Origin of the sequence: Gilliamella sp. Pra-s60 (assembly GCF_009795755.1) — a bacterium.
Classification (GTDB): Bacteria; Pseudomonadota; Gammaproteobacteria; order Enterobacterales; family Orbaceae; genus Gilliamella.
Map to the genome: position 1 here is coordinate 36,030 of NZ_WTFA01000011.1, position 13,908 is coordinate 49,937.

At 35.4% G+C, this 13,908-nt stretch carries 10 protein-coding genes; 4 read left to right on the forward strand and 6 right to left on the reverse strand.

All coding sequences use genetic code 11. The annotated features are described in order from the left end of the window. Positions 1-35: 35 nt before the first annotated feature. Both fabA and GQ596_RS08285 read right to left on the reverse strand, forming a co-directional pair. A complete protein-coding gene (gene fabA / locus GQ596_RS08280; RefSeq protein ID WP_160401207.1) occupies positions 36-557 on the reverse strand; it encodes a bifunctional 3-hydroxydecanoyl-ACP dehydratase/trans-2-decenoyl-ACP isomerase in 522 nt (173 codons plus the stop codon). Positions 558-664: 107 nt separating this feature from the next. Next, on the reverse strand, positions 665-2,242 hold the full coding sequence (locus tag GQ596_RS08285; RefSeq protein WP_370516492.1) for an AAA family ATPase: 1,578 nt from the start codon (positions 2,240-2,242) through the stop codon (positions 665-667). Between the two features lie 386 nt (positions 2,243-2,628). On the opposite strand from GQ596_RS08285, the gene GQ596_RS08290 reads away from it, so the two are divergent. Continuing rightward, positions 2,629-4,401 carry a DUF3413 domain-containing protein gene (locus GQ596_RS08290; protein ID WP_160401208.1) on the forward strand — a complete coding sequence of 591 codons (1,773 nt, stop codon included), beginning with the start codon at positions 2,629-2,631 and terminating at the stop codon, positions 4,399-4,401. A gap of 36 nt (positions 4,402-4,437) precedes the next feature. Here the strand turns inward: GQ596_RS08290 and lipA are convergent, their stop codons facing one another. Continuing rightward, positions 4,438-5,397 carry a lipoyl synthase gene (lipA, locus tag GQ596_RS08295; protein ID WP_160401209.1) on the reverse strand — a complete coding sequence of 320 codons (960 nt, stop codon included), beginning with the start codon at positions 5,395-5,397 and terminating at the stop codon, positions 4,438-4,440. A 10-nt stretch (positions 5,398-5,407) separates the two neighbouring features. After that, positions 5,408-6,028 carry a lipoyl(octanoyl) transferase LipB gene (gene lipB, locus GQ596_RS08300; protein WP_160401210.1) on the reverse strand — a complete coding sequence of 207 codons (621 nt, stop codon included), beginning with the start codon at positions 6,026-6,028 and terminating at the stop codon, positions 5,408-5,410. A gap of 375 nt (positions 6,029-6,403) precedes the next feature. Here lipB and aceE point away from each other — a divergent pair, with 375 nt between their 5' ends. Genes aceE through lpdA form a run of 3 tightly spaced genes read left to right on the forward strand, consistent with a single transcriptional unit; the run spans position 6,404 to position 12,123 of the window. After that, positions 6,404-9,070 (forward strand): pyruvate dehydrogenase (acetyl-transferring), homodimeric type, encoded by a 2,667-nt coding sequence (aceE, locus tag GQ596_RS08305; protein ID WP_160401211.1) that lies wholly within the window; start codon positions 6,404-6,406, stop codon positions 9,068-9,070. 12 nt (positions 9,071-9,082) lie between these two features. Continuing rightward, on the forward strand, positions 9,083-10,687 hold the full coding sequence (gene aceF / locus GQ596_RS08310) for a pyruvate dehydrogenase complex dihydrolipoyllysine-residue acetyltransferase (protein ID WP_160401212.1): 1,605 nt from the start codon (positions 9,083-9,085) through the stop codon (positions 10,685-10,687). A gap of 11 nt (positions 10,688-10,698) precedes the next feature. Then, the gene (lpdA, locus tag GQ596_RS08315) at positions 10,699-12,123 is read left to right on the forward strand and encodes a dihydrolipoyl dehydrogenase (protein WP_160401213.1); all 1,425 of its coding nucleotides are present in this window, start codon (positions 10,699-10,701) and stop codon (positions 12,121-12,123) included. Positions 12,124-12,220: 97 nt separating this feature from the next. On the opposite strand, the gene GQ596_RS08320 is transcribed toward lpdA, so the two are convergent. Both GQ596_RS08320 and GQ596_RS08325 read right to left on the reverse strand, forming a co-directional pair. Further along, positions 12,221-13,048 carry a PTS system mannose/fructose/sorbose family transporter subunit IID gene (locus GQ596_RS08320; RefSeq protein ID WP_160401214.1) on the reverse strand — a complete coding sequence of 276 codons (828 nt, stop codon included), beginning with the start codon at positions 13,046-13,048 and terminating at the stop codon, positions 12,221-12,223. A gap of 14 nt (positions 13,049-13,062) precedes the next feature. Beyond that, entirely contained in the window at positions 13,063-13,893 is an 831-nt protein-coding gene (locus tag GQ596_RS08325; protein ID WP_160401215.1) for a PTS sugar transporter subunit IIC, read from the reverse strand. Positions 13,894-13,908 lie beyond the last annotated feature (15 nt).

Consider the following 13,908-nt stretch of genomic DNA (forward strand, 5'->3'; position numbering starts at 1 on the left):
CATATAGAGTAAAGCTGACAAAAGAGAATGTTAAATTAAAATGCGTTGGTATCTTGGAATAGACCTACTTTTAAATCGGACGCTTGGTAAATGAGTTTGCCATCAACAAAAACCTCACCATCACCAATTCCCATAATTAGTTTACGATTAATTACACGTTTAAAATGGATTTTATAAGTCACTTTTTTATTGGTTGGTAATACTTGCCCTGTAAATTTTACTTCACCAACACCTAAAGCACGACCTTTACCTTTACCACCAATCCAGCCTAAATAAAAGCCAACTAATTGCCACATAGCATCAAGCCCAAGGCAGCCTGGCATAACTGGATCATTTTTGAAATGACATTTAAAAAACCATAAATCAGGATTAATATCAAGCTCTGCTTCGACAAATCCTTTGCCAAAATTACCGCCATTTTCATTCATCTCGATAACACGATCCATCATTAACATTGAGTCAGACGGTAATGGTGGCCCATCATGACCAAATAGTTCATTATTTCCTGATTTAATTAAATCTGCTTTATCGTATGATGATTTACGTTCAAATGTCATAAAAAAACCTTTTATTTAATATAAATTAAAACATATTTTAAAAATTGAAAGTTGCCTAGTTATTTTTATTTTTAATAAAATTTGGGTTTAGAGTTTATTGGGTATTGTTACTTTTTGCAATATTTTTGCCATTTACTTAGCCAACTATCTTGTTTTTTATCTTGTAATAATACTGATTGCATACGAGCATGTATTAACTGGTAAAGATTAATACTGCTTTTATCTTTGTAAGGAATGCCTGTCAGTAAATAAAGCGCATCAGCAATATGTTCAACTGTCCATACCGAAAACTTTTCTTGTTTGATTGCTTCAATGACTTCATCACTTAAGCTTAAGTGACGTTGGTTGGTAGCAGGAATGATTACACCTTGTTGCCCTGTTAACCCTTGATGCTTACAAACAGCAAAAAATCCTTCAATTTTTTCGTTCACACCACCAATTGATTGAACATGCCCGAACTGATCTACTGAACCAGTAACAGCTAATTGTTGATCGATTGGCTGTTGGGATAATGCACTAATGATAGCGCAAAGTCCTGCAAGTGAAGCACTATCGCCATCAATTTCATTGTAGGATTGTTCAAACACCAAAGAAGTTGAAAAAGGTAATTGGTGATTAATCGCAAATTCAGACATAATAAATGCCTGCATTATCATCATCCCTTTTGAATGAATGTTACCCGCTAGTTCTGTTTTTCGTTCAATATCAATTAGTTCTCCATCACCAAAATGAATAAGACAACTTAACCGTGTTGGTTCTCCAATAGCTTTTGGATACCCTGGATATTCAATGACTGATAATCCATTTATTTGGCCAACAACTTGATCTTTAGTATTAATCATTATTTGATGACTGAAGATCTCATCGAGTAGTCTTTCTTTCAAATAATCTTCATGCCACGATTTTTGTTTTATCGCTTCTTCGACCGCTGATTGGTCAATAGTGCTTTTTTTTGTAAAGTGAGCCGCATTGACTAATAGCGAATTCAACCAATCAACTGAAAGCGGTAAGTAATATTGATCACCGGTATAACGTGTTGCTTCTTTGTGAATTTTTTCAAACGCTAATGTGTCAATATTCGGTAATTGTTGTTTGTTTGCGATAAAGTTTAAATAATTAAACCATTGCTTAATTTGCGATGCTGATGTGACTTGTAATTCATTTTCAAATTCAGCATAAATAGACGTTGAATAAAATTCAGGCTCAAAATCTTGTAATTCAGCTAAACTTAGTCTGTCCCCAACCAATACTATGCGCAAGTCAAGAGGCATTGGTGGAATCGACAAAGGTAAAGGATGAGATTCATCTGTTGAAACCCACTCAAACTCTTGTTTTATTACCATTTGTTTTAGTCTTGTCCATAGTAAAGGTTGGCTCAGTAGAGAGCGAAGACCCAAAATTAAAATGCCACCATTAGCCTGATGAACAAGTCCTGCTTGTAATTTTATAGGGTTACTTTCTGGTTGTCTAACACAGCCAAAAAGCTTTTCAGCATCCACAGAAGATGCAAATAAACAATTGTCTTGAGCAGCAAAATTATCTTGTTTACTTTTTGCTTTGGTAAGTGTAATTTTGTTTTCACTAAAAAAATAACTGTAACCTAATTGTGATGAAGGCAAATTACATTTAATAGCTTGCTGTAATAGATCAAAAAAAAGCTCACTTTCAGGTGCTTTAAGCAACATAAAGCGTGGGCTATAGTATTTTCTTTTGTTGGGGCATAACAGTGACAAGGCAGATGCAACACGTGGTTGCCACATGAGTAAATGTTCTGACTTTTTTTCCTCTAATGTTTTTGAAGTATTAGTTTGGTTTTTCAGTTCAGAAATATATGTTAAATCAGGTTGGATCTGTTGTACGTTGAGTTGTGTAATTGCCAAAATTATTGTCTTTTTTGTTAGCTTATTTTCATCTTTAAATTATAACAAGTATCGATTGTATCGCCAACAGATTACCAAAATCTTTATGCTAACGAATAAAAAAATTACAGAAAGATTTTTTAAAATCGGGTAAACTAAGTCACAATTTGCTGTTTGTTTTACTTCATTACTACCATTATCAACAATTAAATATGCTCAAAATCAAAAATACTTACTTCAAAGACGATCGTGCCTCACAAATTGTTAGCTGGGGTCACTGGTTTACGTTGTTTAATATTTTTGTTGTCATTTTACTTGGTAGTCAATATTTACTTATTGCCGATTGGCCTCGTACCTTTATGGGGCGATTTTATGCAATTATTAGTGCTATTGGTCATTTTAGTTATTTAACTTTTGTTGGTTATTTAATTTTAATTTTTCCGTTAAGCTTTTTTATTCATTCTTCTCGATGGCAAAGGATTATTGCGACATTTTTTGCAACAGTAGGGCTTTCGTTACTGATTATTGATATTCAAGTTTTTTCTCATTTTAGGATGCATCTTAATTTATCAATTTGGCAATTGTTTTCATCACAAAAAGTTTCTTATTTGAGTACAGTATTTATTGCTATACCATTTATTTTATTGATTGAGATCTTATTTTCAGCCTGGAGCTGGAAAAAACTACGTAGTTTAAGTAAACGTAAACGCTACGCTAAACCAGTCGTTATAATTTTTATTGTTTGCTTCATTACTTCTCATTTGATTCATATCTGGGCGGATGCTAATTTTTATCGACCAATTACTATGCAGCGTTCAAGCCTTCCGCTTTCTTATCCTTTAACCGCTCGTCACTTTCTTGAGCGTTATGGTTTCATGAAAGAAAATGATTATCACGATCGTATTACTCAAGAAGGAAATCCGTTTGCAATGACAATTGAGTATCCTTTGGGGCGCATTGTTTATGATCAACCACCAATAAAAAATAACGTATTAATGATTGTTATTGATGGATGGAATACTAATTTATTAACTAAACATATGTCGTGGCTTAATGAGTTTTCTCAAGATAATATTGTTTTTATTAATCACTATGGTGCAAGTAATCAATCTTATTTGAATGATTTTTCACTGTTTTATGGATTGGATCCGAATTACTACAACAGTATTCTCGTCGGGCATAAACCGTCTGTATTGTTCGATGTTGTTACTAACCAGCAATATAATTTGGGATTATTTTCAGCAGATGGTTTTGCAGAACCATTATATCGTTCTGCATTATTATCTAATTTTTCAATACCAGAACCTAAAAAACAATCTAATAAAAAAATAACCGAAAACTGGATGGCATGGCATGAAGAACAGAATAAGCTTGATAATCATGCACCTTTGTTTTCTATAATCCAATATTCATTAGGTAATATAAACAAAAAAGTTTCGATATCTGAACTACAATCTGATGCTAAAAAGCTAGATCAGTATATTGAATCATTAATTGCTTATTTAAAATTATCTAATGCTTATAATAATACGGTTATTATTATTACTGGAACGAATGATATTAAAATTGATGAAGCAAAAAAATTAGCATTACGCAATGTAGGTAATGATTTTAATCGAGCATCATTAAAAGTACCTTTAATTATGTCATGGCCAAATAAAGGGAAAGCCCAGATAACAGAAGTAACTTCGCAAACTGATATTATGCGTACATTAATGCAAGATGTATTTTATGTTACTACACCGCCAAAACAGTATAGCCAAGGTAGAAATCTATTTAATCTTAATTCTAGACAATGGTTAGTTGCAGGTAGTGAAAATACTATTGCTGCACTGTATGATGATAAAACAGTAGTTTTAGATGCTTTTGGGCGTTCTAAAATTTATGATCTTAATGGTAAATTACGAAAAGGCGAAAAAATTAGCTTACCGATTTTTTTACAAATCGTTACCGAAAATCGCCGTTTTATGGTAGTAGATAATTGATTTAATTTTTGAATGGAATAATAAAAGAGGTGAAGATTACTTCACCTCTTTGCCCATTGCCTGTAAATCAGCATGATAAGATGAACGCACAAATGGTCCACAAGCGGCATGAGTGAATCCCATATTTAACGCCGTTTGCTTCAATTCTTCAAACTCTTGTGGTGAAACATAACGCTCCACTGGTAAGTGATATTTACTTGGTTGTAAATATTGACCAAGTGTCAACATAGTAACACCATGACTGCGCAGATCTTTTAACACTTGAACTAATTCTTGATTGGTTTCACCAAGTCCTACCATTAAACCAGATTTTGTAGGAATTTCTGGATGTTGTTCTTTAAACGCTGCCAATAATTTAAGTGATCCTTCATAGCTAGCGCCAGGACGGATTCTCTTATATAAGCGAGGTATATTTTCTAAATTATGATTAAATACATCAGGTGGATTATCACTTAAAACTTCAATTGCTTCATGAATACAACCACGGAAGTCAGGTGTTAATGTTTCAACCTTTATATTTGGGTTTAATGCTCTTATTTCTCGAGTACAATTAGCAAAATGGCTAGCTCCACCATCTTTTAAATCATCTCTATCAACCGAGGTAATAACAACATACCGTAATTTCATTTCTTGAATGGTTTGTGCTAGTTTAATTGGTTCTTTGCTGTCTGGTGGTAATGGCCTTCCATGTGCGACATCGCAAAAAGGGCAGCGGCGGGTACAAATGTCGCCCAAAATCATAAAAGTAGCTGTACCGTGATTAAAACATTCAGCTAAATTAGGACAAGAAGCTTCTTCACAAACTGAATGTAATCCATGTTTGCGCATAGTATTTTTAATGTGCGCAATATTATCAGAGTGAGCAGATAATTTAATTCGCATCCATTCTGGTTTTTTTAGTGGCGCTGCATCTTCTAATGTTATTGTTGGAATTAAGCGTGTTTTATCTGCATCGCGATATTTTGTGCTTCTGATTATTGTTTCATTATTTTGCATAATTAGTATCTTACCTTTGAGGTAACTGTTTAATAAAGTTATTAGTTAATAGTTGTTTTATCTCTTTATGGTTAATTTTAGAGACATATTCTTTCAGTTGAGTCATTTGTAATCCGGAATAGCCACAAGGGTTAATGTTATTAAAAGGGGAAAGGTCCATATCAACATTAAATGCAAGTCCATGTAAAGTGCAACCTCGACTGATATGCAAACCAAGTGAGCAAATTTTTTTTTGGTTGATATAAACACCCGGTGCATCAGGTTTTGCATGAGCTATAATACCATAATGGAGCAATGTTTGAATGACACTATTTTCTAAATAACTAACTACATCTCGGATACCTATTTTAAGTCTTTTTAAATCAAATAAAATATACATGATTTGTTGACCTGGAGCATGATAAGTAATTTGTCCACCGCGATCGGTTTGAATAACGGGAATATTCGTCTGATTTAATATATGTTCAGCTTTACCAACTTTACCTTGTGTAAATACAGGTTCATGTTCGACTAACCAGATTTCATCAAAGGAATTCTCATTACGTTGTTTCGTAAAGTTATGCATAGCTTGATAGGTGTACGCATATGGTTTAATTTTTAAGTCTTTGATTATGATATTATTAATGATCATAGTTTTTTTTGTTATCTTCAAGTAGTATTACCGTAATTTTTACAGTTATATAACAGATTTTATAATAACTTGACAACTTGTAGTTATTCTCAGTATAGCTATTAAAAATAATATTTATATTTACTATTAAGTTAAATGTTGTTATTTATCAAATAAATAATGTTGATTTAATTATTAGTATTGAAATAGTTGATTAATTTGATAGGAATTAACATTCTTTTCAAAGAGGCAGTTTGCTTTACTTTTTTTTTATAAATGGCAGACTGATACGAATAAAGCTCCATAATGCAGAGTTTTAGCTTGTTTAGTTATGTTTTTCAATTTAATTAAGGATAGCAAATACTGCATTTTTCTAAACAAAAAAGAGGTTTTTATATGTCAGACATGCAAATGAATGATATCGATCCCATTGAAACTCAAGATTGGCTTAAAAGTGTTGAGTCAATTATTCGCGAAGAGGGAATCGAACGTGCGCAGTATATTATTGAACAAATAGTCAATAAAGCGAGAGATGGTGGTGTGCCACTACTTTTTGGTTCTTCAACAAGTAATTATATAAATACTATCCCAGTAGAAGAACAACCTGCTTATCCTGGCGATTGGGAAATAGAAAGACGCATTCGTTCAATTGTTCGTTGGAATGCAATTATGATGGTACTAAGGGCTTCAAAAAAAGATCTAGAACTTGGTGGGCACATGGCATCGTTCCAGTCTGCTGCTACATTTTATGAAGTTTGTTTTAACCACTTTTTCCGTGCTCGCAATGAAAAAGATGGTGGTGACTTAGTTTACTTCCAAGGGCATATTTCACCGGGTATCTATTCGAGAGCTTTTATTGAAGGTCGTTTAACTGAAGAACAACTCGATAATTTCCGTCAAGAAGTGCATGGCAAAGGGTTATCATCTTATCCTCACCCTAAATTAATGCCTGAATTTTGGCAATTTCCAACTGTTTCTATGGGATTAGGTCCTGTTAGTGCTATTTACCAAGCACGATTCTTAAAATACTTAAATCATCGTGGTCTTAAAGATACCTCTGAACAAACTGTTTACGCTTTCTTAGGCGATGGCGAGATGGATGAGCCAGAATCAAAAGGGGCAATTACTGTTGCAACACGTGAAAAACTCGATAATTTAGTGTTTGTTATCAACTGTAACTTACAACGATTAGATGGTCCAGTAACCGGTAATGGTAAAATAATTAATGAATTAGAAGGCGTTTTTGGAGGAGCTGGTTGGAATGTCATCAAAGTTCTTTGGGGTGACCGTTGGGATAAACTCCTTCAAAAGGATAAGTCTGGTAAATTAATCCGATTGATGAATGAAACGCTTGATGGTGACTATCAAACCTTAAAATCTAAAGATGGTGCTTATGTTCGTGAGCATTTCTTTGGTAAATATCCTGAAACTGCAGAATTAGTTAAAGACATGTCTGACGAAGAAATCTTTAGATTAAACCGTGGTGGTCAAGATCCTGCTAAAATGTTTGCTGCATTTCAACGTGCAAAAGAAACAAAAGATCGTCCAACAGTTATTTTAGCTCACACCATTAAAGGTTATGGTATGGGTGAAGCTGCTGAAGCGAAAAATATTGCACACCAAGTGAAAAAAATGAATATGGATGGTGTGCGTCATGTGCGTGATTTCTTCAATATTCCAGTAACCGATGAAGCGCTTGAAAAATTGCCTTACATCAAATTTGAAGAGCACACTCCTGAATACAAATATATTCATGAGCGCCGTAATGCCTTACATGGTTATATCCCTTCAAGATTAACTCATTTTTCAGGAAAAGTTTCTATTCCTGAATTAAGCGAATTTGCGCCATTACTTGAAGCTCAATCGAAAGAAATATCAACTACAATTGCGTTTGTTCGTGCACTTAACATTATGCTTAAGGACAAAGAATTAGCGCCAAGATTAGTGCCAATTTTAGCTGATGAAGCTCGTACTTTTGGTATGGAAGGCTTATTCCGCCAAATTGGGATTTATAACCCACATGGTCAACAATATACACCACAAGATAAAGAGCAAGTGGCTTACTATCGTGAAGACGAAAAAGGTCAAATTCTGCAGGAAGGAATCAATGAATGTGGTGCGACTGCTTCATGGTTAGCTGCAGCAACTTCATATAGCACTAACGACTTCCCAATGATCCCATTCTATATTTATTACTCTATGTTTGGTTTCCAACGCATTGGCGATTTAATGTGGGCAGCGGGTGACCAGCAAGCTCGAGGATTCATGATTGGTGGTACTTCTGGTCGTACAACACTAAATGGTGAAGGCTTACAACATCAAGATGGTCACAGCCACATTCAAGCATTAACCATCCCTAATTGTATATCATACGATCCAGCTTATGCGTATGAAGTTGCTGTGATTATGCAAGATGGTTTACGTCGTATGTATGGTGAGCAAGAAAATGTTTATTACTACATTACAACACTTAATGAAAATTATGCACAACCTGCAATGCCACAAGATGCAGAAGAAGGTATTCGTCGTGGTATTTATAAACTTGATACTGTTGAAGGTCAAAAAGGTAAACCGACGGTACAGTTATTAGGTTCTGGTTCAATTTTACGTCATGTACGTGAAGCAGCTGATATCTTAGCGAAAAACTATGGTATTAGCTCTGAAGTTTATAGCGTAACATCATTTACAGAGCTTGCTCGTGATGGACAAGATTGTGAACGTTACAATATGTTACATCCAAGTGAAACACCTAAAGTTCCTTATGTAGCTCAGATTATGAATAACAACCCTGCTGTGGTTTCAACTGATTATATGAAGCTCTTTGCTGAACAAATTCGCGGATTTGTCCCAGCTGAAAGTTACCGAGTACTTGGTACAGATGGTTTTGGTCGCAGTGATAGCCGTGAAAATTTACGTCATCATTTTGAAGTCGATGCATCTTATGTTGTTGTTGCTGCATTGGGTGAACTTGCTAAACGCGGTGATATTGACACAAGTGTTGTTGAAGAAGCGATCAAAAAGTTCGAAATCAATGCTGATAAACTTAACCCAAGAATTGCATAAGAGGTTGTCATAATGAGTATTCAAATTAAATTACCTGATATCGGTGGTGATGAAGTAGAAGTGACCGAAATTCTGGTTAATGTTGGTGATAAAGTTGAAGCAGATCAGTCAATCATGACTGTCGAAGGTGACAAAGCGTCAATGGAAATTCCAGCCCCACAAGCTGGTATTGTCAAATCCATTTCAGTAAAAATTGGTGATAAAGTCAAAACAGGTGTTGACATCATGGTCTTTGATGAAGAGGGCGGAGTTGCATCGGCTGCCCCTGCTCCAGCACAAGAAGCACCAAAATCTGAAGTAGCACCTGCGGTGGCGACAGCTAGCCAAACGGTTGATGTTAATGTACCTGATATCGGTGGTGACGAAGTTGAAGTGACCGAAATCTTGGTAAAAGTAGGTGATACTATATCTGTTGATGATTCGTTAATTACTGTTGAGGGTGATAAAGCGTCAATGGAAATTCCTGCAACTATTGCCGGTACAGTTAAAAGCATTACGGTAAAAGTGGGCGATAAAGTAAAAACAGGTTCCAAAATTATGGAATTTGAAACTGTTGCAAGTAATGCTCCTGCTACAGTTGCTAACGCAGCTCCTGCTGTGGCTGAAAAACCAGCACCAGCAGCACCTGTTACAAGTAGTAGTGCACCAGTGACAGCCGCTGTGGCAGCAACGCCAGCAGGTAACGATTTTGTCGAAAATGATGCCTATGCACATGCAACACCATCGGTTCGACGTTTAGCACGTGAATTTGGTGTTAATCTAGCTAAAGTTACTGCAACGGGGCCTAAACATCGTATCTTACGTGAAGACATTCAAACTTATGTAAAAAATGCGGTAAAACAAATTGAAAGTGGTGCTACTGGTGGTGCATTACCTGGTTTATTACCATGGCCTAAAGTTGATTTCAGTAAATTTGGTGAAGTTGAAAGCTTACCATTAACGAAGATCCAAAAAGTCTCAGGTGCCAATTTACACCGTAACTGGGTAATGATTCCGCATGTGACAGAATTTGATGAAACGGATATTACTGATTTAGAAGCATTCCGTAAGCAACAAAATGCAGAAGCAGACAAGAAGAAACTTGATCTTAAGATCACGCCACTTGTGTTTATCATGAAAGCGGTAGCAAGTGCATTAACAGCGTATCCACGCTTTAATAGCTCATTATCTGAAGATGCCCAAACCTTAATTATCAAAAAATACATTAATATTGGTGTTGCTGTTGATACACCAAATGGTCTTGTCGTGCCAGTATTTAAAGATGTTGATAAAAAGGGTATTGTTGAGCTTTCTCGTGAGCTTGCTACAATTTCTAAAAAAGCACGTGAAGGTAAATTAACTGGTAGCGATATGCAAGGTGGCTGCTTCACTATTTCTAGTCTTGGTGGTATTGGTACAACCTCATTTACACCAATTGTTAATGCGCCAGAAGTCGGTATTTTAGGTGTATCTCGCTCTAGCATGAAACCAGTTTGGAATGGTAAAGAGTTTACACCACGCTTAATGTTACCTTTATCATTATCATTTGATCACCGTGTGATTGATGGTGCTGATGGCGCGCGTTTCTTAAGCCATATTGTTAACGTCTTATCCGACTTACGTCGTTTAGTGATGTAGGAGGAAATATTATGAGTCAAGAAGTTAAAACTCAAGTTGTTGTTTTGGGTGCAGGACCAGCGGGGTATTCCGCTGCGTTCCGTGCAGCCGATCTTGGATTAGAAGTTACTCTTGTTGAACGTTATTCAACACTTGGTGGTGTTTGTTTAAATGTAGGCTGTATTCCATCAAAAGCATTGCTTCATGTTGCTAAAGTAATGGATGAAGCCAAATCATTAACCGAACATGGTATCCACTTTGGTACACCTAGATTGGAACTTGATAAAGTCCGAGGTTGGAAGGAAAAAGTTATAAGCCAGCTAACTAATGGACTTGCCGGTATGGCAAAAATGCGCAAAGTCAATGTGATTCAAGGTGAAGCTCAATTTACAGGTAGTCATACCATGGATGTGACATCTTCAAAAGGAATTACTAAAATCACCTTTGATAATGCAATTATTGCAGCGGGTTCTCGTCCAATTAAGTTGCCTTTTATTCCGCATGATGATCCTCGTATTTGGGATTCTACAGATGCCTTAGCTTTAACCACTATTCCTAAAAAATTATTATTAATGGGTGGTGGAATTATAGGTCTTGAAATGGGGACTGTATACCATGCGCTTGGTTCAGAAGTTGATGTAGTTGAAATGTTTGACCAAGTGATTCCGGCTGCCGATAAAGACGTGATTAAAGTCTTTACTAAACAGATCCAAAAGAAATTCACTTTACGATTGGAAACTAAAGTTACTACCGTTGAAGCAAAACATGATGCTATTTATGTCACCATGGAAAAGAAAGACGGTACCACCGAAACCCATACTTATGATGCGGTATTAGTGGCTATTGGTCGTACACCAAATGGTAAATTAATTAGTGCAGAAAATGCTGGCGTTAATGTTACCGATCGCGGATTTATTGAAGTCGATAAACAGATGCGTACCAATGTTCCACATATCTATGCAATTGGAGATATTGTTGGCCAACCAATGCTTGCGCACAAAGGCGTACACGAAGGTCATGTGGCAGCAGAAGTAATTGCAGGTAAAAAACACTTCTTTGATCCAAAAACCATTCCTTCTATCGCTTATACCGAACCCGAAGTTGCTTGGGTTGGTTTAACTGAAAAAGAAGCGAAAGAAAAAGGTATTGATTATGAAGTATCAATCTTCCCATGGGCAGCTTCAGGACGAGCTATTGCTTCTGATTGCTCTGAAGGGATGACAAAACTGATCTTCAATAAAGCAGATAATCGCCTATTAGGTGGTGCAGTTGTTGGCGCAAATGGCGGTGAATTACTTGGTGAAATCACCTTAGCTGTTGAAATGGGTTGTGATGCCGAAGATATTGCATTAACAATTCATGCTCACCCAACATTGCATGAATCAATTGGCTTAGCCTCTGAAATTTATGAAGGCTCTGTCACTGATTTACCAAATGCTAAAGCGAAGAAGAAATAGTAACAATAAATAATTTATTTACTTAATAAAATGCCGTTAGTTTAAACTAACGGCATTTTTATTTTTTTCGACTTCTGATATTTATTTACTTATTAGATTAAAATATACCAATAATTACACCAAGTGATGTAATAGCAGTCAGAATTAAGATAACTTTTGTGGCTGTCATTTGTTTCGCAGATACTAACCACCAAGCAAGTAAAACCATAGATAAAGGTAGTATTTTGGGAAATATACCATCAAGTACACTTTGTAATGACCGTATGCTATCACCCATTGGAATTTCTAGTTGTGAGTTTAGCACAATATTACCAGCAGCAAGACCTCCAACTACCATAATTCCCAATATATTAAAAGCATCGGTAATTCGTTTTACATTATCGCCAATAATATTATCAATGGCATTTACACCAAGTTTATAGCCATAATGGAAGCTCATATAAGAAATTAAAGGACCTAAAATACCATAAGATAAAATATAAAAAATCGGACCAATCGCATTTCCTCCAGCTGCCATTCCCATAGCGATTGATAACAAAATAGGAACGATAATACCTTGAATTAAAGAATCACCTATACCAGCTAATGGACCCATTAATGTAGCTTTAATATTCACTGGTAATTCTTCTGGCACATTATTTCCTAATGCTATTTCTTCTTCCATTGAAGCAACAATACCATTTATAATTTGGCCTGTTTGTGGTTCTGTATTGTAAAACATTGAATGTCTTGTTAGTAATCGACGTTTTGCTTCAGGATCATTTTTGTAATACTTTTCAGCGAATGGAATATAAGAAAATGCCCAAGCATGTGCTTGTAACTTTTCATAACTCATAGATGATAAATGAGTAAATCCCCATCGATACCAAATTTGACGTAATTCTTTTTTGGTTAATTTTGATTGGTCATTCGTTTTTTTGTGCATTTTTAATTCTCCTATCAAAATAGATCATCATCTTCAAAAACATCTGAATTTGAGTTACTAGATTCTTTAACAGCTGAAGTAGTTGGTTTGTTAATTGCCATATAATATAAGTAAGCAACTAAAGCAGAAATAAACACCAACGCGATCATACTTAAACCGGCAAAAGCTAATAAAACAAAACCAGCAAAAAAGAATATAAGCTGAATTTTTGACTTAATAACTATATTCATTAACATGGCAATACCAAGCGCAGGTAAGACGCCACCTAAAACAGAAATAATTTTTGTGATAACTTCAGGGACATTACTTAATAGCCAATCAACTAAACCTGAACCATAAAAAATAGCTAAAAAGATAGGGACGGCACGTAATAAAAATGTTGTTACTTGAGGGTAAAGCAAATGATTCAACATAATACCTCGAGTATCATTATGTTCTGCAGCTTGTTGAGCTTTATTATTCCAGAAGGAGTAAAGTGCCATTCGAGTATTGTAAAATATTAAACCAAAAGTTTGTCCCAATAATACCGATAATGTTACAGCTACAGCAGGTTCTTTTGTTGTTGCTAAAGCTAAACCAATACCACCATAAGCAGCATAAGTGATCTCACTATTAGTGGCTCCTCCTGTTGATAAATTAGCAATAAAAACAGCTTGAACAGCCAAACCACACAAAACACCTGCTTGTACATTCCCAAAAGCAAATCCAACCAATAGTCCTGCAACTATGGGTCTACCTACAATATAAAAACCGCCTGACATACCAAATAACCAAGGTGATTCTATTGCGCCTAAATAACAAAATATTCCTGTAAGTAAAGCTGGAATAAAGAGTGTTGTTTCCATAATATTCTCCTCAAT